Origin of the sequence: Cognataquiflexum rubidum, assembly GCF_022538115.1 — a bacterium.
GTDB lineage: Bacteria > Bacteroidota > Bacteroidia > Cytophagales > Cyclobacteriaceae > Cognataquiflexum > Cognataquiflexum rubidum.
In genome coordinates this window covers 58,595-85,481 of sequence record NZ_JAKZAL010000020.1, presented here as the reverse complement: position 1 = coordinate 85,481, position 26,887 = coordinate 58,595, and the positions used below count along the sequence as shown (strand labels likewise).

23 protein-coding genes are annotated in these 26,887 nt (G+C 39.7%); 17 read left to right on the top strand and 6 right to left on the bottom strand.

The annotated features are described in order from the left end of the window. Window positions 1-87 precede the first annotated feature (87 nt). Genes MMU05_RS18430 through MMU05_RS18420 form a run of 3 tightly spaced genes read left to right on the top strand, consistent with a single transcriptional unit; the run spans window position 88 to window position 2,659 of the window. Complete coding sequence (locus tag MMU05_RS18430; protein WP_241143146.1) at window positions 88-876, top strand: LiaF transmembrane domain-containing protein; 789 nt, start codon at window positions 88-90, stop codon at window positions 874-876. A gap of 12 nt (window positions 877-888) precedes the next feature. Next, entirely contained in the window at window positions 889-1,932 is a 1,044-nt protein-coding gene (locus MMU05_RS18425) for a sensor histidine kinase (RefSeq protein WP_241143145.1), read from the top strand. Then, a complete protein-coding gene (locus MMU05_RS18420) occupies window positions 1,925-2,659 on the top strand; it encodes a LytR/AlgR family response regulator transcription factor (protein WP_241143144.1) in 735 nt (244 codons plus the stop codon). The genes MMU05_RS18425 and MMU05_RS18420 overlap by 8 nt, the downstream gene beginning before the upstream one ends. Window positions 2,660-2,684: 25 nt before the next feature. Here the strand turns inward: MMU05_RS18420 and MMU05_RS18415 are convergent, their stop codons facing one another. Both MMU05_RS18415 and MMU05_RS18410 read right to left on the bottom strand, forming a co-directional pair. Further along, window positions 2,685-2,906, bottom strand: a complete 222-nt coding sequence (locus MMU05_RS18415) for a DUF2795 domain-containing protein (protein WP_008625540.1) — start codon at window positions 2,904-2,906, stop codon at window positions 2,685-2,687. A gap of 76 nt (window positions 2,907-2,982) precedes the next feature. After that, window positions 2,983-4,230 carry a DUF349 domain-containing protein gene (locus MMU05_RS18410; RefSeq protein ID WP_241143143.1) on the bottom strand — a complete coding sequence of 416 codons (1,248 nt, stop codon included), beginning with the start codon at window positions 4,228-4,230 and terminating at the stop codon, window positions 2,983-2,985. 138 nt (window positions 4,231-4,368) lie between these two features. Here MMU05_RS18410 and ettA point away from each other — a divergent pair, with 138 nt between their 5' ends. Next, window positions 4,369-6,048 (top strand): energy-dependent translational throttle protein EttA, encoded by a 1,680-nt coding sequence (gene ettA, locus MMU05_RS18405; protein WP_241143142.1) that lies wholly within the window; start codon window positions 4,369-4,371, stop codon window positions 6,046-6,048. Between the two features lie 163 nt (window positions 6,049-6,211). On the opposite strand, the gene MMU05_RS18400 is transcribed toward ettA, so the two are convergent. After that, window positions 6,212-7,567, bottom strand: coding sequence for an ATP-binding protein (locus MMU05_RS18400; RefSeq protein ID WP_241143141.1), 1,356 nt, complete (start codon window positions 7,565-7,567; stop codon window positions 6,212-6,214). Between the two features lie 297 nt (window positions 7,568-7,864). On the opposite strand from MMU05_RS18400, the gene MMU05_RS18395 reads away from it, so the two are divergent. Then, window positions 7,865-9,187 (top strand): pyridoxal phosphate-dependent aminotransferase, encoded by a 1,323-nt coding sequence (locus tag MMU05_RS18395; protein ID WP_241143157.1) that lies wholly within the window; start codon window positions 7,865-7,867, stop codon window positions 9,185-9,187. A 108-nt stretch (window positions 9,188-9,295) separates the two neighbouring features. Here MMU05_RS18395 and MMU05_RS18390 read toward each other — a convergent pair whose 3' ends face one another. Next, window positions 9,296-10,306, bottom strand: coding sequence for a zinc dependent phospholipase C family protein (locus tag MMU05_RS18390; protein ID WP_241143140.1), 1,011 nt, complete (start codon window positions 10,304-10,306; stop codon window positions 9,296-9,298). 203 nt (window positions 10,307-10,509) lie between these two features. Here MMU05_RS18390 and rpsT point away from each other — a divergent pair, with 203 nt between their 5' ends. The 12 genes from rpsT (at window position 10,510) to MMU05_RS18330 (ending at window position 23,316) form a co-directional block, all read left to right on the top strand. Then, a complete protein-coding gene (gene rpsT / locus MMU05_RS18385; RefSeq protein WP_241143139.1) occupies window positions 10,510-10,764 on the top strand; it encodes a 30S ribosomal protein S20 in 255 nt (84 codons plus the stop codon). Window positions 10,765-10,963: 199 nt separating this feature from the next. Continuing rightward, a complete protein-coding gene (gene radC / locus MMU05_RS18380; protein WP_241143138.1) occupies window positions 10,964-11,665 on the top strand; it encodes a RadC family protein in 702 nt (233 codons plus the stop codon). Between the two features lie 3 nt (window positions 11,666-11,668). Beyond that, window positions 11,669-12,289 (top strand): DUF1684 domain-containing protein, encoded by a 621-nt coding sequence (locus MMU05_RS18375; RefSeq protein ID WP_241143137.1) that lies wholly within the window; start codon window positions 11,669-11,671, stop codon window positions 12,287-12,289. 141 nt (window positions 12,290-12,430) lie between these two features. Further along, the gene (gene pheT, locus MMU05_RS18370) at window positions 12,431-14,842 is read left to right on the top strand and encodes a phenylalanine--tRNA ligase subunit beta (protein ID WP_241143136.1); all 2,412 of its coding nucleotides are present in this window, start codon (window positions 12,431-12,433) and stop codon (window positions 14,840-14,842) included. A gap of 3 nt (window positions 14,843-14,845) precedes the next feature. Beyond that, window positions 14,846-15,130, top strand: coding sequence for a hypothetical protein (locus MMU05_RS18365; protein WP_241143135.1), 285 nt, complete (start codon window positions 14,846-14,848; stop codon window positions 15,128-15,130). Between the two features lies 1 nt (window position 15,131). Then, complete coding sequence (locus MMU05_RS18360) at window positions 15,132-15,416, top strand: cell division protein ZapA (RefSeq protein ID WP_113925631.1); 285 nt, start codon at window positions 15,132-15,134, stop codon at window positions 15,414-15,416. A gap of 72 nt (window positions 15,417-15,488) precedes the next feature. Further along, entirely contained in the window at window positions 15,489-17,054 is a 1,566-nt protein-coding gene (gene rny, locus MMU05_RS18355) for a ribonuclease Y (RefSeq protein WP_113925630.1), read from the top strand. 160 nt (window positions 17,055-17,214) lie between these two features. Then, window positions 17,215-17,913 carry a zinc-dependent peptidase gene (locus MMU05_RS18350; protein WP_241143134.1) on the top strand — a complete coding sequence of 233 codons (699 nt, stop codon included), beginning with the start codon at window positions 17,215-17,217 and terminating at the stop codon, window positions 17,911-17,913. Window positions 17,914-17,979: 66 nt separating this feature from the next. Next, on the top strand, window positions 17,980-18,204 hold the full coding sequence (locus MMU05_RS18345; RefSeq protein WP_241143133.1) for a hypothetical protein: 225 nt from the start codon (window positions 17,980-17,982) through the stop codon (window positions 18,202-18,204). Window positions 18,205-18,556: 352 nt separating this feature from the next. Next, a complete protein-coding gene (locus MMU05_RS18340; RefSeq protein ID WP_241143132.1) occupies window positions 18,557-19,840 on the top strand; it encodes a M20/M25/M40 family metallo-hydrolase in 1,284 nt (427 codons plus the stop codon). Window positions 19,841-19,967: 127 nt separating this feature from the next. Continuing rightward, window positions 19,968-20,555 carry a DUF4062 domain-containing protein gene (locus MMU05_RS18335; protein ID WP_241143131.1) on the top strand — a complete coding sequence of 196 codons (588 nt, stop codon included), beginning with the start codon at window positions 19,968-19,970 and terminating at the stop codon, window positions 20,553-20,555. A gap of 7 nt (window positions 20,556-20,562) precedes the next feature. Next, window positions 20,563-23,316: a tetratricopeptide repeat protein gene (locus MMU05_RS18330; RefSeq protein ID WP_241143130.1), complete on the top strand. Its 2,754-nt coding sequence runs from the start codon at window positions 20,563-20,565 to the stop codon at window positions 23,314-23,316. Window positions 23,317-23,427: 111 nt separating this feature from the next. On the opposite strand, the gene MMU05_RS18325 is transcribed toward MMU05_RS18330, so the two are convergent. Together MMU05_RS18325 and MMU05_RS18320 are read right to left on the bottom strand one after the other, a co-directional pair. Further along, a complete protein-coding gene (locus tag MMU05_RS18325) occupies window positions 23,428-25,065 on the bottom strand; it encodes an ABC-F family ATP-binding cassette domain-containing protein (RefSeq protein WP_241143129.1) in 1,638 nt (545 codons plus the stop codon). Between the two features lie 220 nt (window positions 25,066-25,285). Beyond that, window positions 25,286-26,881, bottom strand: a complete 1,596-nt coding sequence (locus tag MMU05_RS18320) for a phytoene desaturase family protein (protein WP_241143128.1) — start codon at window positions 26,879-26,881, stop codon at window positions 25,286-25,288. Between the last annotated feature and the right edge of the window lie 6 nt (window positions 26,882-26,887).

The window sequence follows — 26,887 nt, the reverse complement described above, 5'->3', positions numbered from 1 at the left end:
GCGGTGATAGCCTATTTCATTTCCCATAATTTTATCCCATGATATAGCTTTGTCATCATCAAATCAATAAATAAAATTATCTCAATCATGGCAAAGAATAAATTTTCCTCCAAAAACAATGACCTGACAGCAGGCATTATCATTCTCGCGATCGGCGGGGTGTTGTTATTAAAAGCAATTGGATTTTGGTTCCCTTCATGGGTGTTTTCATGGCCGATGATTTTCATCGCTATCGGTGTAGTCAGTCTTATCAAACACAACTTCCAAAGTGGCTTCGGAGTATTTATGTTGTTGTTTGGCTCATTCTTTTTAGTCAAAAAAGAACTTGGAATTCCCGATGAAATCCAGCCTTTCCTGATTCCGGTGGGATTGATCATACTCGGGATTTTCTTGATTCTCAAAAGAAATAATGACAGAAACAGATTTACTGAAGATTTCTTCAAAACCTATAATAAGTCAGATAAGCCACTCGGGACTACCTCCGATCAGTCTAACGCCACCTTTGCCAAGCCCCAGGGAATCCCATACACAGATAATGGAGATACCATCAATGCCCAAGCTCTATTTACAGGAATCCAAAAAAGAGTTTTGTCCAAAAACTTCCAGGGAGGCAAAGTTTCCGCAATTTTCGGTGGAACAGATATTGATTTTTCCCAGGCAGACCTCGCCGATGGGGCGATCATCAATGTGGAAGTGGCATTTGGCGGTGTCAAATTGGTGGTGCCGCCACATTGGGACCTCCAGATCAATGTCACCAATATCTTTGCAGGAATTGAGGATAAAAGAATGTATCCGCAAACTCCCAACGACGGAACCAAAGTTTTGAGAATATATGGATCTATCATTTTTGGTGGCTTGGAGATCAAATCTTTCTAATCAAGATACCTGATGCTGAGAAATCTGATTTCGCGCAATAATTTTGATTGGTTGAAAGCCTTGGCCGCTGTCCTACTTTGGATAGTGGCTTTGGCTTACCTGATTACTTTTTATGGATTTCCATTAAAACCTGCGCTGATAGACGCCTCTATCCATTCCGTATTGGTTTTATTCGGGTTTTGGTTGATGGAAAATATATTCAAATATTACCTCCCCAGAAATTCCCAGGTATGGATGGTCGTGAACCTTGGATGGATGCTCGCAGCGGCTTTGGTATTTGCAGGGAATTATCTGCTCAGAATTTTTATGGCAGATGAACCGGAATATCAAAATTTTGCAAATCATATCATGCTACTCAAAGGTTTGGTTGCATTCATTTTATTTGTTTCTTGGGCAACTCTATTGGTATTCAATGCCAAAATCGAGGACCAGCTCAAAACCAAAGAGCGTCAGGAAAAAATAAATCAAATGGCAAAAGATGCTGAACTTTATCATTTGAGACAGCAGCTTCAGCCCCATTTTTTGTTCAATAGCCTGAATTCCATCAGTTCTTTGATCAAAAGCCAGCCGGAGAAAGCCAGGGAAATGGTGCTGCAGTTGGCTGAATTCCTCAGGGGGACTATCAAAAAAGATGACCAAAATTGGCTAACTGTTTCGGAGGAAAAGGATTACCTTAACCTGTATCTTGATATTGAAAAAGTAAGGTTTGGGCATAGATTAAAGGTTGAATTTCAGATCGATGAACCTGCCTTGGTAGCAAAAGTCCCACCTTTGATGATACAACCGCTACTTGAAAACTCAATCAAGCATGGCTTATATGGGGTAATAGGTGAAGTTTTGATCAGCATAAACTTTGAGATCAAAAATAATTACCTGAATGTGTCTTTGACAAACCCTTTTGACCTTGAAGCAGGACAGGCAAAAGGAACTGGATTTGGCCTTGATGCTGTCAAAAGGAGGTTATATTTGATGTTTGGAAGAAATGACCTGTTGGAAACAAGAGTAGAAGAAAAGGTGTTTGCTGTCAACTTAAAAATCCCTCAAAGGAATGATTAAAGTCCTGATAATCGATGATGAGCCATTGGCAACGGAATTGGTCAGGGAATATCTGGCCGATTTTCCCCAGTTTGAAATTCAAAAAGTCTGTCATGATGGCTTTGAAGGTTTGAAAGCCATTCAGGAATACAAGCCTGACCTGATTTTTTTGGACATTCAGATGCCCAAACTTACCGGATTTGAATTGTTGGAACTATTGGATCACCCGCCAGCTGTGATCTTCACCACTGCCTTTGATGCCTTTGCGCTCAAGGCCTTTGATGCGCATGCCGTGGATTATTTGCTCAAGCCATTTTCCAAAACCCGTTTTGCCAAGTCATTGGAGAAATTCCTACAATTGGGTAACAATTCAGAATCAATCAACACCTTCAAAAATGAGGCTGGGGTAAATCAGGAATCTTCCAGTCGGGTGGTTTTGAAGGTAAAAAATGAAATCAAAATCATTCCCGTTCAGGATATCAAATACCTTGAAGCCAATGATGATTATGTGAATATCTACACCAAGGAAGGCAAATTTCTTAAAAACAAAACGCTTTCTTTCTATGAAAAAACTTTGGAACCCTCTCAGTTTGTAAGGGTACACAGGTCCTATCTTGTCAATATCTCAGAGATTACCAAGATCGAACCCTATGAAAAGGAAGGGTATCTGCTGAAACTTAAGGGCGGAGAAGGCATTCCTGTAAGCAAATCCGGACTCCCAAAACTCAAAGCTGTATTGGGGTTATAAAAAAAAGCCCAAAAATTGGGCTTTTTTAATATTCGTCTTCATTAAAGAAGAAATCATCTTTTGTCGGATAATCGGGCCATATCTCTTCGATATTTTCGTAAGGCTCGCCGTCATCCTCTAATTCTTGGAGGTTTTCAACAACTTCCAGAGGAGCACCTGAACGGATTGCATAATCAATCAATTCGTCTTTAGTTGCAGGCCATGGTGCGTCTTCAAGATATGACGCAAGTTCTAGTGTCCAATACATAGTGTGAGGTTTAAATGTTTACAGCCTTAGCGGTCTGCAAAAATAGAAATTGTTTTAAATTTTCAATGTTAACTTATTATTTATTTGAAAGTTCTTTGAGAATGAAAGTTTTCACATCAATTTTTCTTTTGAATGTGCCGATTTTCCTTCTCATCATGACTTCAAAATCTTCTTCATTTGTTCTGAAATTCTCAGCATTGTCCTTGACATTTGCCAACTCACTTTCGTCCCTATGAATCAAGTCCCTGAGGATTGCTAATTTGATTTTTTTCTGTTCTACCCTGTCCCTTTGGTTGAAATCATCATATTTGGATAAGGCTAACCTTTCCAAAAATAATTTCTCAAATACAATCTCCGAGAAGAATGTGAATGAGCGCATGATCAGATTAGCTTCCTTTGGCTTTCGCTGGGGAAGTTTTTTCCATTCTGCCTGCAATCTTTTTGCAGACGACACTCCCTCAGGATTTGTTTCGGAGTAAGCCAGTTTTTTCATTTCATCCGTCATGGACTCCATTTTTTTCATCAGCTCCCAAGGCTTCATCTGTGGACCTGTTTCCATGGTCCTGCGAAACCTGCTGAAAATCCTGTTGTTCAGTTTGGAAAACTCATCCCAAAGCGGTTGTCGCTTTTCGGCCGGTACCCTTCCTGCAGCTTTCCATTCTTTTTGAATTCTTTTGGATATTTCAAATGCCCTTTTGGCATCGGGATTGTCAAATGCAGCGCGGGCTTCAAGTACGAGTCTTTCGTATATCTTGATGTTGACTTCTGCCTGTACGGCCATGTCCTCAAAAAAGTTTTTTCTATTGTCAAAAAACTTATCGATCGCTTTATTGAATACTTCTTCTATTTCCTCCTCAAATTCCTTTTCGACAGGACCTGTTTTGATCCATCGCATTTTCAGGTTTTTGAATTCCTCTGCGGTTTCCTTCCACTCAGTGCTGTTCTTTAGAGCTTCTGCTTCCAAAATCAAGCCTCGTTTGATTTCGAGGTTTTTCTCCCTGTTTTTCTTGATGATGTCTTCAAGGTATACTTGCTGCTGCTCTAAGTCATCAATAAGAGGGACAAAATCGCCCAAAGCATCATATTCCAAAAGAGAATCTTTCAGGTGAATCAACTTCATCAGGAAAGAACCCTTGTTCTGGTTTTCTTCTATGTCTTTTTTGAGTTGGCCAATTTTTTCCTTGAGGGTAGCAAACCTGTCCTCAAAGTATTTGATGGTGGATGTCTCGTCTTCTTTTACTTCGCCAATCACCCTGTCCGGCTGATTCAAAAATTTCCTGAGATAAACCTTGTTATCTTTAATGTACCCGTACGGATGCTCCATTTCGATTTAATAGGTTGGTTTGTGGTATGGTTATTCTAAGTTTCTGCAAATTAATTAATTCAAAAGCATTTATCCTAAGAAAGACCTTTTTTTGCCATCTTTGTCCATCATCGTTTTCAAATCAATCAAATATTAAATATGAGTGGAGAAAAAATCATATTTTCTATGGCGGGTGTGTCTAAAATTTACCCCCCACAGAAAAAAGTCTTAAAGGACATTTATCTTTCTTTTTTTTACGGAGCCAAAATCGGTGTCTTGGGTCTCAACGGATCCGGGAAAAGCTCCTTGTTGAAAATCATTGCCGGCGTTGATAAAGAATTTTTAGGAGAGGTAGTTTGGTCTCCGGGTTATACAGTGGGAATGCTTGAACAAGAACCTAAACTCGATCCTTCCAAAACCGTCAAAGATATCGTGGAAGAAGCAGTAGCTTCCACAGTTGCGCTCCTCAAAGAGTTTGAAGAGATCAATGAAAAATTTATGGATCCTGCTCTCATGGACGATCCGGATGCCATGGACAAGCTGATCACCAAACAAGGTGAAGTGCAGGAAAAGCTCGATGCCGCCAACGCTTGGGAACTGGACACCATGTTGGAAAAAGCCATGGATGCCCTGCGCCTTCCGCCAAGTGATGCCATCATTGGGAACCTTTCAGGAGGAGAAAAAAGAAGGGTTGCGCTTTGCAGGCTCTTACTTATGGAACCGGATGTGTTGCTTCTCGATGAACCTACCAACCACCTCGATGCTGAATCAGTACTTTGGCTCGAGCAGCATTTACAGCAATATAAAGGAACTGTTATCGCAGTTACCCACGACAGGTATTTCTTGGACAACGTTGCCGGATGGATATTGGAACTCGACAGGGGGGAAGGGATTCCGTGGAAAGGCAACTATTCCTCTTGGTTGGACCAAAAACAAAACCGTCTGAAACAAGAAGAAAAGACCGAGTCCAAAAGGCAGAAAACCTTGGAGCGTGAACTTGAGTGGATCCGCATGACACCAAAAGCCCGTCAGGCAAAAGGAAAGGCCAGGCTTAGCGCTTATGACAAACTCATCAGCGAAGAAGGGAAAGAAAAAGAAGCCAAACTTGAATTGTATATCCCTCCGGGCCCAAGATTAGGAGCAAAAGTCCTGGAGGTCAATGGCGTGTCCAAGGCCTACGGAGATAAATTATTGTTCGAAAATTTATCCTTCAACCTACCTCAGGGCGGAATTGTAGGAATCATCGGTCCAAATGGTGCAGGGAAATCCACACTTTTCAAATTGATCACCGGTCAGGAAAAGGCCGATGCAGGAAATTTCGAAGTGGGAGAAACTGTGAAACTCGCCTATGTCGATCAAGAGCATGATAGGCTTGATCCCAACAAGTCCGTGTACGATACCATATCAGGAGGGAATGAAATCATCAAGCTTGGCAACAAAGAGATGAATGCCCGGGCCTATGTGGGCAAGTTCAACTTTGCCGGATCTGATCAGGAGAAGAAAGTGGGAATCCTCTCTGGGGGCGAAAGAAACCGTGTACACCTGGCCATTACACTCAAGGAAGGCGGGAATCTACTTTTACTTGATGAACCGACCAATGACCTGGATGTGAATACCTTAAGGGCACTCGAAGAAGCTTTGGAAAACTTCGGAGGATGTGCAGTTGTCATTTCCCACGACAGGTGGTTTTTGGACAGGATATGTACTCATATTCTTGCTTTTGAAGGGGATTCACAAGTGTATTGGTTTGAAGGAAACTTCTCCGATTATGAGGAAAACAAGAAAAAGCGTCTAGGCGATGTGGCTCCGAAGAGGATTAAGTATAAGAAGTTGAAGTAAAATATAAGCTCATATTAAAAAGAAGAAACCTCCAACCTGAGATAGCGGGTTGGAGGTTTTTTTATGGCATGATTTTACTCCGAGTCAGGTTTTTATTTGATTAAAATACTGAATATGAGTTATTTATATAAAGCTTGTATTCAAAATACAAGCTTTTGATTCTTTAACCATTTCTTTGAACAAACCACTCAATAAATTCTTTAATCCTAGTTCCCAAATAGTATGGTAGATTCATCAAATAATATGGTTTGCCTCCGGGGGTTTTGGTTTCCTCGATTTTGAATTCTCCTCCATAAATCCTGACAGCGAATGGATGGTTGCTCGCCTCGATAAATTGGTGCAAAGACCTCAGTGATCCTGTGGGACCTGACTTAATCTCAATAGGAATAACTTTATTTTTGTGGGTAAAAACCAGATCTACTTCGGCACTCGATTGATTCTTTTCGCGCACCCAGAAGTTTGGTTTTTTATCTGAAATGGATTGAATTGATATCAATTCCTGAGTTACCAAATGCGGAACCAAGGCGCCTTTGTAGGCACTGCTTAAATCATCCATTCCTAGAAGCTGGCTTTGAATGCCAATTGTGTAGTTGGTAAGGCCGGTATCCAAAATTTGGATTCTGGGTGATTTTTTGACATCATACTGAATCGGTGGAACCACATCTGTTGTAGGATAAATCAGCCTCAATAATCTAGCATCTTCCAATATTCTGAAGCATTCACCAACTTCCCTTGATTTATAAGTAGAATTTCCAAAACCTTGAAATTTCACCCTTTGATCCATTGCCAAAGGCGCAAAATCCATGATATGTTTAATGATCTTTCTCTCAGTATCATTGGAAGTATATTTCTCAACATCGTTTTTATAGGTTCCCCAAATGCTTTCGTAAATTTGTGGTAAACTGGCAAGATTTGTTTTTTGGATTTCGGTTTTGATTATCTCAGGCATTCCTCCAATAATTGCATATCGATGAAATAGCTCCATCAAAACTTTATGGGCAAAGGGCTTAATTGGAACTTGGTGAAATTGTTCCAAAGCGGTGGAATGACCGAGCGCTTCAAGATATTCCGGAAAGTTCATGGGATTAAGGTAGAGGAATTCCACCCTTCCAACAGGAAAGCTTTTTACTTCTTTCATGGCAAACTCCAATAAAGATCCTGCTGCAATGACATGGAGTTCAGGCATTTCTTCATAAAAATACCTGAGTAATTGGATGGCTTTAGGAGACTCCTGAATTTCATCCAAAAATAGAAGTGTCTTTCCTAAGTTTGCAGCATTGATATTGTTGCTTAGAAAAAGAGCTTCTTGGATACTTTTTACATCGTTTAAATCTTCAAAAAAAGATTTATCTACTTGTTTTTCAAGATTTAGAAGTATTGAATTTGGGTAGGTTTTTGCGAAATCTTTTACCAAAGTGGTCTTCCCAACCTGCCTTGCACCGCGAATGATCAAGGGTTTTCTTTGCTTGTTATTTTTCCAATATTCTAAATGTTTGAATATCTGCCTATTGAAGCTCATATTTATCGGATTATGACACAAAGTAAGGGTAAAATATTTGTTTTATTGTAACAAAGTAAAGGCAATTTTCATTTATTCTGTAACAGAATAAGGGTAAATTCTTTCATTTCTTGTAACAGAGTAAGGGTAAGTTAATCTAATAACACCTTTTGTCTTAATAATTTGATTTAACTGACAGTATAAATTCAAGATGGATTTTTTTGCAATACTCCAATCAGGTTGTATCTTTTTTATTGAATCCGCAATCATTCATTTCGTTTTTTGTTTATTTGTTTTCGATTTCCAAAAACCAGCATGATGAGGACATTGTTATTGAGGCCGGGAGCCGAAGAATTGAATTATGAAATCAGGGGTATAGTCAAAAAAGCCCGTCAGGTAGAAGCTTTGGGTTATGAGATCACATGGGAAAATATCGGTGATCCTATCCAAAAACACAATATCGTCCCCTCTTGGATGAAAGAAATAGTGTCTGACCTTGTAAGCCAAGACAGCACGTATGGGTATGCAGATTCCAAAGGTGTTCTAGAAACGAGAAAGTTTTTGGCAGGATTAAACAACCAAAAAGGAGGATCCCAGATCACAGCTGAAGATATTTTATTTTTTAACGGACTTGGGGACGCGATAGCTAAGGTCTACCAGTTTCTCATTCCAACAGCAAGAATCATCGGGCCTTCACCAGCCTACAGCACACATAGTTCGGCGGAAGCGGCGCATGCCAATACAGCACCCATTACCTATACTTTGGATCCCAATAACCAATGGCTTCCGGACATGGAGGACCTATATAACAAGGTCAAATACAATCCTTTCATCGTTGGGATTTTGATCATCAATCCTGACAATCCTACAGGAATGGTTTATCCTAAAGAGGTTTTGGAAGGTTTTGTCAAAATTGCCAAGGAATTCAAATTGCTGTTGATTGCAGATGAAATCTACCAGAATATCACCTATAATGGCGTGAAAGCCGTAGCACTCTCGGAAGTAATCGGGGATTTGCCGGGAATTTCACTAAAAGGAATTTCAAAGGAATTTCCTTGGCCGGGTTCGAGATGCGGATGGATGGAATTTTACAACAGAAATGCTTCCAAGGAATTCGCAAAGTTTTGTCAGACTTTGGAAAATGCAAAAATGATAGAAGTGTGTTCGACAATACTTCCACAGCTTTCTATTCCCAAGATCATGAGTCATCCTGCATATTTTGAATACAGGCAGGAAGCCAATGAAAAAATCGGCAGAAGAAGCCGCATCATGGAAGAGATATTGGGGAAAATTCCCGGAATCAAATTCAATCCGACAAAAGGCGCATTTTACAACACTGTGGTATTTGATGAGACTTTTTTGGACGAAAAGCAGTTTTTGCCTATCAATAATCCAAAGCTACAGGACTTGTTGGACGGCTGGCTAAAGGAGGAAAATATGCCTTTGGATAAGCGATTTGTATACTATCTTTTGGCATCTGCCAATATCTGTGTGGTCCCTATCAGTTCGTTCTGTTCTGATCTGAGAGGTTTTAGAGTAACTCTATTGGAAGAAGATGAATCTGTTTTTCGTCAGACTTTCGAAAGATTGGGGGAAGCCATCCGCTTTTACCTCAATTCTTCCAAAAAGGAATTGGTTTAAATACTCAATGTGCAAGAGCTACCTTTATCTCCCATACCTCTAGTAACTCAAGTTTTCACACTACCAAAATAATATCCATCATATCTAATATCTATCAATATCAATTTTTTAAGGCCTCCACATACTTCTGAAGAAGGCTTTTCTCAATTCCTCGGGATTTTCACTGCTTGCCATACCCTCGTGGTCACGGACTTTGAGTGATTTTGGGTTTTCGATTTTTTCTTCCTCCAAGTCAATTGGGTTTTTCAGTAATGAATTCAGATCGGGCTGACCGGCGTCAATCCAGGCCGTGTACCAAAAATCAGAGATCATTTTAACTGACCGGCGCATCTGCCTTTCTACTTGTCCTGAAAGTAGATTGTTATAGGCAACGGTGAAATCCCTTGAATAGACTTTGGTGCTGATGCCGCCCCTTTCGTCGTAGCTGTATTTTTTGTCCTCAGAAAAGCTTTCTGTCAGGGTTTTCTCAAAATTCAATACAGAATCCAAAGCCAGATGCGCCACGATAATTGCGTCCCAAGCTTCAAGTTGCGGTTTTTCCAAGTATTCGGCTTTTCCCACAAAAAAATCAAAATCATCTGAGAGCAATTCAGGAACCCTACTTTCCCAAAAAGCATGGATTCCATATTGGTTTGTCAACTGCCCGTTGTAGTTTTTGGTCGTATGCAAAGGGACATTGATGTCCGCAATGTAGTGTCCAAGATCGGCCGAAAGCCTCAGAATGGCTTTGGTATCTTTTCTTTTGAAAGCCTCTGTCAGTTGGATTTTGGTATGGTAGGCATTCCACGGTCCGATGCCATGGGCACGCAATTCTTCTTCAGTAAATTCTTCTAAAGCCTGATTCCAATACCTTGGAAGGGTATACACGGCACTGTCCCCGTAAGCGTCCGCATCCAAAAAGTGCTTTTCTGCTTCCCCTAAGACCGCATATCGCCTTCTGTCCGGGTTAATAGCATTTTCGGTAATGAAATCTATGTTGCTTTTGAAAAAGCCGATCATTTCAGGTGGAAGAGAAAAAACAGCCAATCTGTTGATCTTTCGGTGGGCAAAGAACCCCCAAGCCCCAAGTTCAGGAATGGAAAAAATGAAAATCAAGCTCAGGATCAAAAATTTACGCATTCCTAAAAATAATCATAATTTCCATTTCTGTAAAATGAAATTGTATTACCTTTGCAACCTAACGGCGGAATCTGAAAAATCTAACAGATTTCTGGGCTTTACGAGGTTTAGTTCGGAAATCCTTTTGTGTTTCAAAATTAATCAATTACATTTGCACTCCGTTTAGGGTAGGGTGTATTAACAGAAATTAAGTAAATAAGGATATGGCAAATCACAAATCGGCATTAAAAAGAATCCGTGCAAACGAAGCCAAGCGTTTGAGAAACAGATATCAGCACAAGACTACAAGAACTTTCATCAAGAGATTGAAGTCTGCGACTGATAAAGTGGAAGCGCAAGAGCTTTTGAAAACAGTTACCTCTATGATCGATAAACTTGCAAAAAAGAATATCATTCATAAAAACAACGCTGCCAACAGAAAGTCAAAATTGACCAAGTTTGTCAACGCACTAGCCTAACAAAAGAAATTTTTGATAAAATCAGCCTTGGTGACTCCACCAAGGCTTTTTTTGTTTCCATGTTTTTTTGAAGAAAAAAATTAAACGTTTAATATGCCCCTTGGAAGCCACTCGGTCTTTCATTGTTTTTTGGCATTATGTACTTTTAAAAACAGGATAATTTTCCAGCAAAGGAAAAATTTCTTTTTAAAATCTGTTTATGAAAGACTATCAATATTCCATAAAAATTTCTGCTTTGGCAGAAGAGGACAGGCCAAGAGAAAAACTTCTTCTCAAAGGCAAATCTGCACTTTCAGATGCGGAATTGATCGCCATCCTGATAGGTTCGGGTACCAGGTCACTCAGTGCTGTTGACCTTTCCAAACATATTCTTTCTTCAGTCAACAATGACTTGGGAGAGTTGGCAAAGATGAGTATTCCGGACCTCAAAAAATTTAAGGGGATAGGGGAAGCAAAAGCCATTTCCATCGTCAGCGCATTGGAATTGGGAAGAAGACGAAAACAGATCACCGATCAGCCAAAAAAAATAAAAATAAACGGTTCCAAAGATGTCTTTAACCTGATGGGGCGTGAGCTTATGGACGAAACTGTTGAGCATTTCTATGTATTGCTGCTGAATAGGAGTAATATTCTGATCAAGAAACAATTGATAAGTTCCGGTGGCACAAACGGTACTGTGGCAGATCCCAAGATTATTTTCAAATATGCTTTGGATTCATTGGCATGTTCGATTATACTGGTACATAATCATCCCTCAGGGAACCTGAGGCCATCAGATCAGGACAGGATTTTGACAGATAAACTCAAGCATGTGGGTGAAAATCTCGAAGTGCAGGTGATTGACCATGTGATTTTCACAGATGTTGCCTATTTTAGCTTCGCAGATGAAGGTATATTGTAAAGTATGAAGTCAAAAAATATTTTAATTGTTGGTGTATTGATAGTTATTGCCCTTGCCGTGGTCTATACCATGACCGGAACTGATAGTCCCGAGGTGTATTTGGAGAAAATAGAAAAAGAACGTGAAAGGCAATACAAATTTATCAAATTCAATATCGACTCGCCTTTAACTGAAGAGCAGAAAAAAGCCTTCAAAGAACTTGATTTTTATACCATTGATCCAAGCTATAAGGTAAGGGCAAAAATGGTGGAATTGGAAGAAAAAAAGATGGTTGAGCTTCCTATGACAGACGGATCGGTGGAGAAGTATCTCAAACATTCCTTTGCCGAATTTGACTTAAATGGCAAACCGCAAAAATTGCTTTTGCTCCAGTCCATGAAAGAAGCGGACAAGCGCAACTTTTTCCTTGCCTTTGCTGACGAAACAAGTGGAGAAGATACCTATGGAGGTGGAAGATATATCAATCTCCGCCAAGATGGGAAAACCAGCATTACCATTGACTTCAATTTGGCCTACAACCCATATTGTGCCTATAATCCGGATTTTGCCTGTCCACTACCTCCCAAGGAAAATATTATGCAAATCCCGATTCCGGTAGGTGAAAAAGATTATAAGAAAGAGTGAAGTATAATTAGATGTAAAGTTCATAAGTCAATTTTCCCAAAAGGCTTTGTTCATTTATCATTTGACATTTTTCATTCATTACCTTCCCACCTCCACCAATTCTCTTAAATTTGTGCCTTGTTCTGAAATAACCGTGCATTCATGAAAATTTCCATCAATAGATTAAAGGATTTTATTGCTTTAGACCAATCACCCAAAGAAATCGCATCGCTCTTGACAGGATCAGGGTTGGAGGTGGAAGGAATCGGGCGTTTTGAATCCATCCGGGGAGGATTGGAAGGTGTAGTGATCGGTGAAGTATTGACCTGTGAGAGACATCCTAATGCAGACAAACTGAGTGTAACCACGGTTGACGTAGGAGGAGAGATTGTCCCCATTGTTTGCGGAGCTCCCAATGTCGCCAAAGGACAGAAAGTAGTGGTAGCAAAGGAAGGTTCAGTATTGTATCCTGTGTCAGGTGAACCTTTGGAAATCAAAAAAGCAAAAATCCGTGGGGAAGTTTCCCAGGGAATGATCTGTGCAGAAGATGAGATCGGCATCGGTCACAGCCATGCCGGAATCATGGTGTTGGACACGGATTTGCCAAACGGAACTCCTGCTACACAATATTTCGAAGTAGTCAGTGACCATGTTTTGGAAATTGGGCTGACTCCCAACAGAGCAGACGCCGCTTCCCATCTTGGTGTGGCGAGGGATTTGAAAGCTTTGTTGAAAAGAGAAATCTGCCTTCCTTCTGTCGATCAATTCAAGATTGACAATAACAAAAGGTCAATTCCTGTGGAAGTAGAAAGCGCCATAGATTGCCCCAGATATTCCGGATTGACGATTTCCAATATCCACGTGGGATCTTCTCCCAATTGGCTTCAGAATTACCTCAGGACTTTGGATCTCGAGCCGATCAATAATATCGTAGATATTACCAACTTTATCCTTCATGATTTGGGTCAGCCGCTTCACGCTTTTGACGCAGATAAAATTGAAGATGGAAAAATCATTGTAAAAAAATTACCGAAAGAGACTTCTTTTGTCACCTTGGATGACAAGGAAAGAAAGCTTTGCGGCGAAGAACTGATGATCTGTGATCAAAAGGGAGGTCTTTGCATCGCCGGGGTTTTTGGAGGAAAAGGATCCGGTGTATCTGATTCTACTACCACTATTTTCTTGGAGTCTGCGTATTTCTCTCCTGACATTATCCGCAAAGGAAGTCAGTTTCATGGGTTGAAGACAGACGCTTCTTTCCGTTTTGAAAGAGGGACAGATCCTAATATGCCTGTGTATGCGTTGAAAAGAGCAGCAATGCTCATCAAAGAAATAGCCGGAGGAGAAATCTCTTCGGATATCATAGACCTTTATCCACATCCTGTTTCTGATCTTTTTATTGAACTGACTTATGCCAATATCAAGAGATTGATAGGAAAAGAACTCGCTAAGGAAGAGATCAAAACCACTTTGGAAAATCTTGACATCAAGATACTTTCAGAATCAGAGACCGGATTCACAGTTTCGGTAAAGCCGTACAGGGTAGATGTGACGAGAGAAGCGGATGTCATCGAAGAGATCTTGCGAATCCATGGATTTGACAATGTTCCTTTGTCCGAGAATCTGAAAGCGGATTACCTTGCCGAACATCCTGCAAAGGACCTGAACAAGCTGCAATACAGGCTCAGCGAAATTTTATCCGGATTGGGCTATTTTGAGATCATCACCAATTCGCTGACCAAACCTGTTTATGCTGAAAAATCCGGCTTTTTGGAAGCAAACAAGAATGTTGAAATCCTAAACAAACTCAGTGAGGATCTAGGCGTGATGAGACAGTCATTGCTGTTTTCTGGATTGGAGGTTTTGTCCCACAATATTAACCGAAGGCAGAAAGACCTGAAATTATTTGAATTCGGCACTGTTTATTTCAAAGAAGAATCAGGTTATCGGGAAGAAAAGAGATTGGCATTATACCTGACCGGAGACAGGGCAGCTGAAAGTTGGCTGGCACCTTCCAAGTCTGTGTCCTTCCCGGATATCTATGCTGTTGTTGAATTGATTTTGGAAAAAATGGGCATCGACAATTCGGAGGTTCAGATTGTCCATGAAGCGCCTTTTGACTACGCCCTCCAAATCAATCTCGGAACAAAGGAATTAGGAAAAATAGGTTTGGTTCAGGAAGAAATCGGCAAGTTGGCTGAGGTCAGGCAGGAGGTCTTTTTTGCGGACCTGAATTGGGAATTGATAACAAAAAAATCGAAAGGCTTGAAAAAGTACGGCGAAATTTCCAAATTCCCGGAAGTTAGAAGGGACTTGTCCTTGGTGATTGATAAAAAAGTCACTTTTGACCAGATCAAAAAAGTAGCCAACAAAGCCGGGGGAAGTCTTTTGCAGAAAGTTGGCGTCTTTGATGTCTATCAGGGAGATAAAATCGAGTCTGGGAAAAAAGCCTATGCCTTGAGTTTTTACCTTCAGGACAATGAACAGACCCTTACAGACAAAGTGATTGACAAAGCGATGTCCCGATTGATTGAAAGTTTTGAAAAAGAAGTGGGGGCATTTATCAGGAAATAAAATATGATTCACGAAGAACTTCAGCGCACAGAGAAGCTAGCCACACAGGTAAGCCGTAAACTTCAGCAACTTGAACACGACAATAAGGCTTTGAGAGAAGAGTCGTTTTTGCTACGTTCCAAACTCGAAGAGAAAGAGCAGGCATTGGAGGATTTTAAAAATCAAATAAAAATAGCTAAACTTGTAAACAGCATACCGGTAGAGGAAATGGAATCTGCTGAATTGAGAGAAAAAATCAATAATTACATAAAGGAAATCGATAATATAATTGCCTATTTGTCTGAGTGATATGGAAACACTTTCTATAAGGTTAAAAATCGGGGATCGCGAATATCCCATGAAGGTGAAGACAGAAGACGAAGCCAAAATCAGACATGCAGGTAAATTGATTAATGATAAAATAAAAAGATACAGGGAAGAATTTGGGTTGGATGACCGTCAGGACCTGTTGGCAATGGTGGCTTTTGATTCAATGGTTGAATCCATGGAACAGAATATGATCAATACTGATGACAGTGAATTGATTAAATCAAGTATCGACAGGATCAATGAGCAACTGAATTCCCTTTTGTAATACCAATTCCACTCTCATTTTTGAAGGTTTTTCTTTTTTCCGGTAGGTAATATATATCTATCCAAAACACCTATGGAATCATCATTATACATCATCATTGCAGGCATTTTAGGCCTAGGGCTTGGCGCAGTTGCAGCCGGTCTTTTTGTAAAAAACAACAGTAAAAAACTCGAAGAACAAGCCAAAGAAAAGGCCAAGAGCCTTATTCGCGAAGCAGAAATCAACGCTGAAGCCATCAAAAAAGAGCGGATGCTTGAGGCCAAAGAGAAATACCTGAAATTGAAACTGGAGTTTGAAGAAGATGCCAACAAGAAGAAAGCCCTCATCATCACCAATGAAAACAAGATCAAGCAAAGGGAACAGGTTTTAGCCAAAGAACTGGAGCAAATCAAAAGAAAAGAAGCGGAACTTGACAGCAAGAAAGAAAACCTTTCTGCACAGTTACATTCTGTTCAGGTAAAGAAGGATGAACTTGACAAAGTTACAAGTCAGCGTATTTCCGATTTGGAAAAAATCGCCGGTCTTACCAGAGATGAAGCCAAAGACCAATTGGTCGAAATGCTCAAGGATGAAGCCAACACAAAAGCCTCTTCCCATATCAAGGATATCCTGGACCAGGCCAAATTGACAGCTACCAAGCAAGCCAAAAAAATCGTTCTTGACACCATTCAAAGAACAGCTACAGAGCATGCGATCGAAAACTGCGTCTCTGTATTCAACATTGAATCAGATGATGTCAAAGGTAAAATCATTGGCAGGGAAGGAAGAAATATCCGGGCCTTAGAAGCTGCTACCGGAGTGGAAATCATTGTGGATGATACGCCTGAAGCGATCATCATATCGGGTTTTGATCCTGTAAGAAGAGAAGTGGCGAGGTTGTCTCTCCACAGATTGGTGCAGGACGGTAGAATCCACCCGGCAAGGATCGAGGAAGTTGTTGCGAAGACAGAGAAAAATATCGAGGAAGAAATCGTTGAGATCGGCGAAAGAACCTGTATCGATCTTGGTATCCATGGACTTCATCCAGAACTGATCCGAATGGTCGGAAGGATGAGATTCCGCTCTTCCTATGGACAGAACTTATTGCAGCATTCAAGAGAAGTGGCTAAACTTTGTGCTACCATGGCTGCCGAAATGGGATTGAATGCCAAGCTTGCAAAAAGAGCAGGTCTGCTTCATGATATTGGGAAAGTATATCCTGAAGAAGCGGAATTGCCACATGCCATCCTAGGTATGGAGCTTGCTAAAAAGTACAAGGAGCATCCTGAAGTCATCAATGCCATCGGTGCCCACCACGACGAGATTGAGATGACCTCGATGATCTCTCCAATAGTGCAGGCCTCAGATGCCATCTCTGGTTCCAGACCGGGTGCAAGAAGGGAAATCATGGACAGCTACATCAAGCGTCTGAAGGAATTAGAAGAACTTGCGCTGGCTTTTGATGGGGTCAACAAATGCTTTGCTATGCAGGCCGGACGTGAGCTCCGCGTTCTTGTAGATGCTGACAATGTGGACGATCAGACTGCAAGCAAGCTTTCTTTTGACATTTCCCAAAAAATCGAAAAAGAAATGCAATATCCCGGTCAGATTAAAATCACGGTTATCCGTGAAATGAGGGCTGTGAACTACGCAAAATAAATTCAGTATTTAAAAGAAGTAAGAAAACCGAAGTTCATTGAGTTGAACTTCGGTTTTCTTTTTATATTTTTATCGGGATAGCGTAAGTTCAATTTCACCCACCCACATGCGATACAGTCTGTTTTTTTACCTTTTCCAAAAAGCCAAAATCCGGCTTGGAATGCTCAAGTTGACGAAGGAAGATGTTGATATTTTGGAAAAGTTTTTTGCCTATTACCGCCAACTTAATCCAAAACATAAACTAGACTTTGAGAAGCGGCTAGTTTATTTTCTAGCCATTAAAAAATTTGTCCCAAGAGGAATAGAAATGGTGACCCGGGAAATGGAACTGCTGATCGGTGCCACGGCAGTCATGATTTCTTTTGGCTTTCGAGATGTGAACTTGAAGCATTTCAAAAAGATCCTCGTTTACGGTGATAATTACTATTCTACCATCAACCTGCAATACCACCAAGGAGAAGTCAATCCGAGGCTCGGAATCATTGTGATTTCATGGAAAAATTTTGTGAAGGGAATGGAAGATGGGGCAGACGGCATCAACCTTGGGATACATGAAATGGCACATGCACTGAAGCTAGAAAATCAAATCCATTACAACGGGCAGAGTAATTTTTTTAACCCCAAGAGATGGATGGATTTTTCGGTTTTGGCCAAAAATGAAATCCAGAGAATTATGGACGGGGAAGACTCCATATTTAGGGATTCGGCGGCCAACAATCCCCATGAGTTTTTTGCAGTGGCGTTGGAATCGTTTTTTGAAAATCCCCAAAGGCTAAAGGATTATGATAGCGGCCTGTACCAATCTTTGGTCTTTTTATTGAAGCAAGATCCGATCGTTTTGAGTAATGGAAGATCTTGATCCGATGAAAAGAACTATTTTCACTCAAATTCAATTATTTGTATATTGTTGAAAACTTATCAAATTATGGGAAAAATTGTCATTGAAGTAGATAAAAAAACTGCTGAAAAATGGGATAGAATTTCCTTGGAAAAGAAAAAATTGCTTGCAAAAAAAATTGACCAATTGCTTAAGGCAAGCTTAGAAAAAGGGAATAATGATTTTTGGTTATTTGTTGATGAAATCAGAAACGAAGCTCAAGCGAATGGATTAACAGAGGCAGAGCTTAATGAAATTTTGAATGCCGGCTGATTTCAGATTTGTGGTGGATACCAATGTTTTGGTAAGTTTGATTTTATCTCCATCCAATACAAGTCGATTAGCGGTTGAAAAAGCAACCAATAACAAATCCTTGATTCTTAAATTAAGCTGTTCATATCTGGGTCTTATGTTTTTTGATCGTACAAAATGCTTCCGGAAATGGTAATTCATTATAATTTTCGCCTACTTCCGTCTTCCGTCTTCGGTCTTCCGTCCCGTCTGAAGTAGATTTTAGAATTACTGGCAAAGAAGCAGGTTTCCACTTATACTTTTAGAAATTTACAGACGGTATTGTCCCTTTTCCTGAATTTATTCTAATTCGCTTGATCAAATCCCATCACAAATGAAACTGAATCTGACCTTCCTTCTTGTATTTTCTCTGTTTTTTGGAAACCACGTCTTTGCACAGACTATCCAACCCAAATACCAAAAAGAAGTACAGGAACTGGCCAAGAAACCTGCCGTAAAAAAGGCATTTGATTACATCATCGAGATCGATCCGGTGACCATTCAGGATATGATTACACTAACAGAAATCCCGACGCCGACTTTCCACGAAAAGGAAAAAGGTCTTGTCTATGCAGATATGCTGCGCAAAGCTGGGGCCGACTCTGTTTGGACAGATGAGGTAGGTAATGTCATTGCGCTGCGGAAAGGAACCAAATCGGACAAGACTATCGTAGTTGACGCGCATTTGGATACGGTTTTTCCCTTTGGCACTGATGTGAAAGTCAAACAAAGAGGAGATACCTTATTTGCGCCGGGAATCACGGATGCCAACAGGGCTTTGGCGGTAGTAGTGGCTTTGGTCAAAACGATGAGCAGTCAAAACATCAGGACCGAATGCGATATCTGGTTTACAGGTTCTGTTGGCGAGGAAGGTCTCGGAGACTTGAAAGGCATGAAACATCTTTTCCGCGAAGGCGGGCAACCTATCGCTTCTTTTATTGCCATTGACGGTGGAGGATTGGAAGATATTGTCAATGGTGGAATTGGCTCGCTCCGTTACAGAGTAACTTTCAAAGGTCCTGGAGGACATTCTTATGGCGCTTTTGGGATCGGGAATCCACACAATGCACTTGCACAGGCAGTTGCTTCCTTTGTGCCAAAAGCCGATGAATTTACCAAAGAAGGTTTGAAAACCACTTACAGCATTTCTGTTTTGGGAGGAGGAACTTCGGTCAATTCCATTCCCTTTGAATCATGGATGCTCGTGGACATGCGCTCCGAAAGCCAGGAAAAGCTGAAAGGAATCAACCAGATCTTTCTCGAATCCATGCAAATTGGATTGGAAAAGGAAAATGCCATAATCAGAAGAGGGGAAAAATTGATTGTTGACATCGAAAAAGTAGGAGACCGTCCAAGTGGTATCGCATCACCTGAATCGGCTTTGATCCAACAGACCATGGCGATCGCCGATTACATGACAGGAGGAAAGAAGCCTGAGCTAAGTTCAAGTTCAACCAATAGTAACGTGGCATTTTCCAAAGGAATTCCTGCAGTGACCATCGGCCGTGGTGGCATCGGATATGGTGCCCATAGCCTAGGAGAGTATTTCATCAACAAAGATGGCCACTTGGCTATTCAGCAGGCTTTGATGTTGGTATTAATGCAAGGGGGATTTTAAACAAAAAGATGAATTTTGAAGATATTATGTCTGATCCATTTCTAATATAAAAGAATTTTTGACTATGAAATTAAATGAATATTATTTAGTTTTAGTAACCTCTTTATATTTTAAACTAATGTAAAAAATGGGTATTAGAAAAATAAAAATATTCTTGGCTTCCTCAAATGAGCTTGCGTTAGAACGGGAGCGGTTTGAGCGAGAAGTTTACCGGAAGTGTAAAATGTGGATTGATAATGAGATATTCCTGCATCTGGATATTTGGGAAGACATCTCTGCCAAAATGTCTAAAACTCGCTCGCAAGATGAATACAATAAATATATCTCCGAATGCGATCTATTTGTTCTCTTAGCTCACACCAAAGTAGGAATTTATTCTGCCGAAGAATTTGAAGAGGCATTTGGGAAATTTAAATCAACAGATAAACCATTTATATTCACTTATTTCAAGAAATCAAACAAAGTGGTCGAGCCAACACTTGATTTATTTAAATCCAAACTACAGTCTCTTGAACATTTCTATTCTTCATATACAGATTCAGATAATCTTTGGAACCAATTCAATAAAGAATTAGATCGTCTACAGGCCGATGAATTTACTATTAACGATTGGAAAAAAAGGGAAGGTAAAAAAGGTTATGCTGTCAAAAATAAGGGAGCGAATATAAAGAATCAGTTCATTGGGGGTAGTTTTGACAATACCACTTTTAATTAGACCTCCAATGGGTGATTTTATCAAGTACCAATTTATTGACAGCACTTTAAATAACCCAGTTTTCAAATATGGAGAAAGAAAATTACCCAAACATCTAGGTAGATTGCCTTTTCCACCAGAAGTTTTTCTTGGGCGGGACAAGGATTTAGACCATGTACATAAATTGCTTTTTGAAGGGGAAAATGTAATAGTCTTAATAAATGGTGAAGGAGGTATTGGTAAAACTACATTTGTTTCAAAATACTATTACAAATTTGCTAGTGAATATTCACACATGGCCTGGGTTTTCGCAGATAAAGGGCTTCAAGACGCAATTTTAGAACTCGCTTTGGCAATGGGAGTTGAATTTGAGGAATCAATGACAAATGAGAAAAGGGTTGAAAAAGTAATTAAGGAATTGGCAGAATTGGATAAACCTTGTCTTCTTATCCTTGATAATGCAAATAATGCCATTGAATTAGAAAGAAATTACCCTACTCTCAGATCAATTCTAAACTTTCAAATAATTTGTACAACAAGAATAACAAAACTTTCAATTTACAATTTTTTTAAACTCAAAAACCTTAAAATGAAAGAAGCTAAGGCTCTTTTCAAATTTCATTATCCTCAACATGAATCAAAAGAAGACAGCCTTCTTGTTCAAGTTTTGAAGGCTGTTGGAAATAATACTTTGGTAATTGAATTACTTGCAAAAAATATCAATCAATTCAACAATCCATTAAAGAAAAAATATCCCCTTTCAGAACTACTTAAAGACCTTCTTCAAAAAGGATTATTTGGAATAAAAACAGAATTAATAAATACTCCTTATCAGGCCGAAAACCTAATTCTCCGAAGAGAAAAACCTGAAGTAATAATATCTGCAATGTTTGATCTAGGTGAAATAACAAAGGATCAAAGTAAAATTTTGTCTATTTTTTCAGTATTGCCTCCGGAATCAATGCCTTACCAGTTATTTAACGAGATTCTACCTGATCTTGAAGATTTAGATAATTTACTTTTAGGATTGGCAGGGAATGGTTGGATAGAGTTTAGTGAAAATCATTCTGCTTTTAAGATAAGTCCAATAATTCAGGAAGTTGTTCGCAAAAAAAATGAGGACTCTCTTTTAGAAGATTGTCAACCGTTAATTATGTTTTTGAATTTCAAGTTGGAATATGAAGGAAGTACAGGACACTTTAATAATTCAAGCTACACTGAAAATATAACTTGGGGTAGATATGCTGAATTTGCAACAGGAATGCTCCTGAATTTGTATCAGCTTGCTTTACCTGAAAGAGAAGATATAGTAAGGCTATTTGATAGTGTTGGTTTTTTTCATAATACGACAGGGAATCTGGAAAATGCACTTACTTACTTCAAGGTATGTCTACAGCTTTCTGAATCACTTTTGAATAAATACCCAATAAATGAAAGATTTAAACATTCATTAGCGACTTCTAATGAAAGGGTGGGAAATATCTCTTTAGCAATTGGTGATCTTGAAAAAGCATTAAAATACTTTGAAGAAGGCAATAAGTTACGTATTGACCTTGTTAATAAATATCCCCAAAACTTAATTACCAAAATTGGATTATCAATTTCATTTTCAAAATTAGGAGATACCCAACTTTCATTGGGAGATTTTAAGACAGCAGAAAGATTTTATTTTGAAAGTAATCTGTTGGTGACTGAAGCCTATTCTCAAGATCCAAGAAATGAGTTTATTTTAGTCAATTTAGCCCCAACTCTTGAAAGATTAGGAAATGTATTAAGCATGTCTGGTAGACTACATTTGGCCTTAGGGTTTTATAAAAAATACAATATTATTTATCTTGAACTAAATAAAATCTCTCCTCAAAATGAGGAACATATCCATGGTTTATCCCTTTCATTTCAACGCCTTGGGGATACATATATTTATCTAGGGGAAATGGAAAAAGGTGGAAAATGCTATTTTCAATATCACCATTTTTCCCAAGATCTTTATAAAAAACACCCTTTAAATTTGTCTTTTCAGCATGGTTACGCAATTTCATTGTTAAAACTAGCAGATTTTTTTATCCAGATCAGAAACACCAAAGAATCTCTTAAATATTCTTTAGAGGCTTTCGACATTTTAAAGGAACTATTAAATTCCAATCCTCGAAATATTCAATATAAAAAAGATTTGTCTATTTCTTGTTTGAAAATTGGTGATTCTTATCTATTAATGAACGACTTTGAAAATGCGTTATTTTATTTTGAAAAATATAATGGTTTAGAAAAAGAACTCCTCGAAACCAGTCCAAAAGATGTAGAAATAAAAAATAAATTGGCTGTTTCATTTTTGAAGCTCGGTGTAACACACCAATCTATGGATAATTTAGAAAGTGCCACTGAAAATTATGAACAATATTATTTCCTACAAAAGGAGCTTTATTTGTCCTTTCCAGATTCAATGGATTATAAATATAATTTTGCATTATCAAATTCCTATTTGGCAGATTCCTATTCCACACTTGGCAAATTCGACGATGCACTTACTTTTTATGAAAAGGATCTTTCTTTAGTAAGGGAACTCTACAATTCCTTTCCCGATAATGTTGAATTCAAGAAAGGCCTCGCTTTTTCACTAAAATCAATTGGATTTTTTCACGAAATTTCAACCAAGCCGAATGATAAATGGAAACAATATTATTATGAATCTAACGATATATTTTCTGAACTTAATTCAGATTTTCCTAATGAAAGAATTTATAAAGAGGAGATGATTATTTTAGAAGAGGCATTGAAGAAGTGAACTATTCGATTCTTGAATTAAATTATATCGCCGAAGGCAATATATCTCAAAAAACCACGAAGTATATATCATTTCATTCCGAATCGCTCCACTCTAGTAATCTTCGCTTCGCTACGACTTCCTTTCAACCTCTCTCAAATTCTCCAATTTCTTATTCCTCAAAAATCCATTGATATCCTCGAAGTGTTCCTTAACCCGTTTGTTTCCAAATTCAAATACCTTGGTCACCAAGCCATCCAAGAAATCCCTGTCGTGGGATACGATGATCAAAGTGCCGTCAAAAGCCTTCAAGGCATCTTTGATGATATCTTTGGTTTTCATATCCAGGTGATTGGTAGGTTCATCGAGGATCAAAAGGTTGACTGGTTCAAGTAGCAATTTGATCATCGCCAACCTGGTCTTTTCCCCACCGGATAGGACCTTCACTTTTTTGTTGATGTCGTCACCCTTGAACATAAAAGCGCCCAATAAATCTTTGATCTTACCCCTGACTTCTCCAACTGCGATATTATCGATGGTTTCGAATATGGTGAGGCTTTCATCCAATAAGGAAGCCTGGTTCTGCGCAAAGTAGCCGATCATGGCATTGTGGCCCAATTCGCATTTGCCCTGAAAATCAATTTCGCCCATGATGGCTTTGATCATCGTGGATTTTCCTTCTCCGTTTTTACCTACAAAGGAGATTTTCTGACCTTGTTCGATGATCATACTTGCATCCTTGAACACAACATGGTTGCCATAGGATTTGGTAAGTTCTTCTACGATAACAGGGTATTTTCCGGACCTTGGAGAAGGCGGGAAGCGTAACTTCAAGGCTGAAGTATCCACTTCGTCCACTTCAATGATTTCCATTTTCTCCAGCATTTTCACCCGTGACTGCACCTGAAGGGTTTTGGAATAAGTGCCTTTGAAGCGGTCGATGAATCCTTGGATATCTGCCATAACCCTTTGCTGCTCCTCGAAATGCTTCTGCTGTTGCTCGCGGCGCTCTTTTCTCAGTTCAAGGTAATGGCTGTATTTGGCTTTGTAGTCATATATCCGCCCCATTGTCACTTCAATTGTACGGGTGGTTATATTGTCTACAAAAGCTCTGTCGTGGGAGATGACCACAACAGCTTTTGCTTTTTGGGTCAAAAAATCTTCCAGCCATTGGATGGATTCTATGTCAAGGTGGTTGGTCGGTTCATCCAATAGGATCAAATCCGGTTTCTGCAAAAGTATCTTGGCAAGTTCGATCCTCATCCTCCATCCACCGGAGAACTCAGATGTTGATCTTTTGAAATCTTTCCTTTCAAATCCCAATCCCAAAAGCACTTTCTCTACTTCTGCTTCGTAATTGACCTCCTCGATGGCGTAGAACTTTTCACTGAGCTCGGAAACCTGCTCAATGATTTTATAATAATCTTCGGAGTCATAGTCAGTACGAACGGTAAGTTCTTCATTGAGCCTTTCGATTTCGGTTTTCATATCGAGGTAGGAAGCAAATGCCTTAGAAGTTTCTTCAAAAACCGTACAATCATCCGCCGTCAACAAATGCTGTGGCAAATATGCGATCACTGCACCTTTTGGAGCGGAAACGCCCCCTGAGGATGGTTTGGTCCCGCCGGCGATGATTTTGAGCATGGTGGATTTGCCGGCGCCATTTTTGCCCATCAGGGCTATTTTGTCATTTTCGTTGATGGAAAATGATACATCACTGAAGAGGGCTTTACCGCCGTGGATGACGGAAATATTGTCTACTGAAATCATGGAAAAGAAATTGAAGCCGCAAAGGTAAGAAATTGAAAGAACTTGTCCGCCGTGGCGGATTGGAAGATTGGAAAATTTCAAAATAGGATGATAAAAGTTTTTAAAGTATTACATACTGCTAAAAACAAATTCCTTGACTTTGAAATCTGAAATTCTCTGCTTCTTTTCTTGTTCTCAACTTAATTGATTTGTTGCCATGCTCCCAAAGAAGAACTTATCCTCATTTCATAATACTTTTAATAAGGTTTTTCCTCAAAATAGCGGATGATGTAATCAGACCGCTCATAAGCGCGCCTCCGATCCCACAGGAAACAATATCTTGCCCTGTCAGATACAGGTTTTTAAAAGGAGTATGTGGAGTGAGGTGTTCATTTCGGAATCTTTCAGGACTATGTTCGAGCCCATATATTTCACCTGATTGGTAGCCTGTAAAATTTTTAGTGGATAGAGGCGTGGAAAGCTCGTAATAATCTACCTGTCCTTTTAAATGAGGAAGTTGCCTGTAGAGGTTTTCCAATAACCGCAAGGACCATTTCTCTTTCATGGCATTGTAATCTTCCCCTCTTTTTCCCCAACGGGTATCTTCCCAGTTTTTAAACCACTCATACGGTGCCAGCGAGATTATCTCGATGGTGGAAGTCCCGGGGTAACGATTCACCCAATCCGGATCTTTGGCCGAAGGAAAGGAAATATATACGACGGGAAATGGCTTCTCATCTGGATTGGAAAGATATTCCCGCACAGTTTTATCGTGGTCGTAGCCAGGGTAAATCCAGAAATTGGAAGTGGGCAATTGCAATTCTTGGCTGTTTTTTTTCAACCCAATATACAGACATAAATGTGCCACGGAAGCACGCAAGCCATCAAATTGACGTTCCAGTTGGGGATAAAGCGGATGCTTCTTGTCGATAAGCTTTTGAAAGGTATTAAATACTCCTGCATTGCTGATAATCCGGTCAGCTTTCAGCACATGGTCATCTGCCATCCGCACGCCTACTGCCTTATTTCCTTCGAAAATAATCTCCTTCACTTCAGCATTGGAATACACATCACCACCTCCTGCTGTGATTTGGGGATAGATGTTTTCGGCAATTTTGGCCGAGCCGCCAACAGGGAAGTATCCTCCGTTGAAATAGTGATTGACCAGGATGGCATGCATGGCAAAACTGCTTTGTGCAGGAGGAAGACCATAATCTCCGTATTGGCCACAAAGTACCCCAATCAGCTTTTCATTATTTGTAAAAGTCCGGAGCATTTCCAGGGTGGTGATATCTGAGAATTTAAGGAATTTCCTTGAAGTCCATTTGCGAAGCCATTTCCCTATTAAACCTGGTACTACCTTCATACTGTAAAAACCCCTGCTGCTTACAATTACATTTTTCACTGCTTCCATATAGCGGTCAATGGCAGCATGGTCTTCAGGAGTATCAAAATCTGATTTTAGTTTGGCAACAAGATTTTTTCGGCCTTTTACCAAATCATAGGTTTTATCCTCAAAAACGATCTTATCATACACTTCTCCCATGTCTTTCCACTGTAATTTCCCCTGAGTGATGTGCTGGAAAAGGCGTGGCATAAGTTTTTGGTTATTGTGCATATCGCCGACATAGTGAATGCCCACGTCCCATTCATAATCTTTCCTTTTGAAAACATGGGTAAAACCGCCGATGGTGTAGTGTTTTTCAAGTACCAGCACTTTTTGGCTGTGTTGGGAAAGTAGGGCAGCCGTGGTAAGCCCGCCCAGTCCCGAACCAATGACAATGGCATCATACTGGCCGGAAGGTTTACTTTGTTTGTAGGAAGGGAAATTGCGCATGATCAG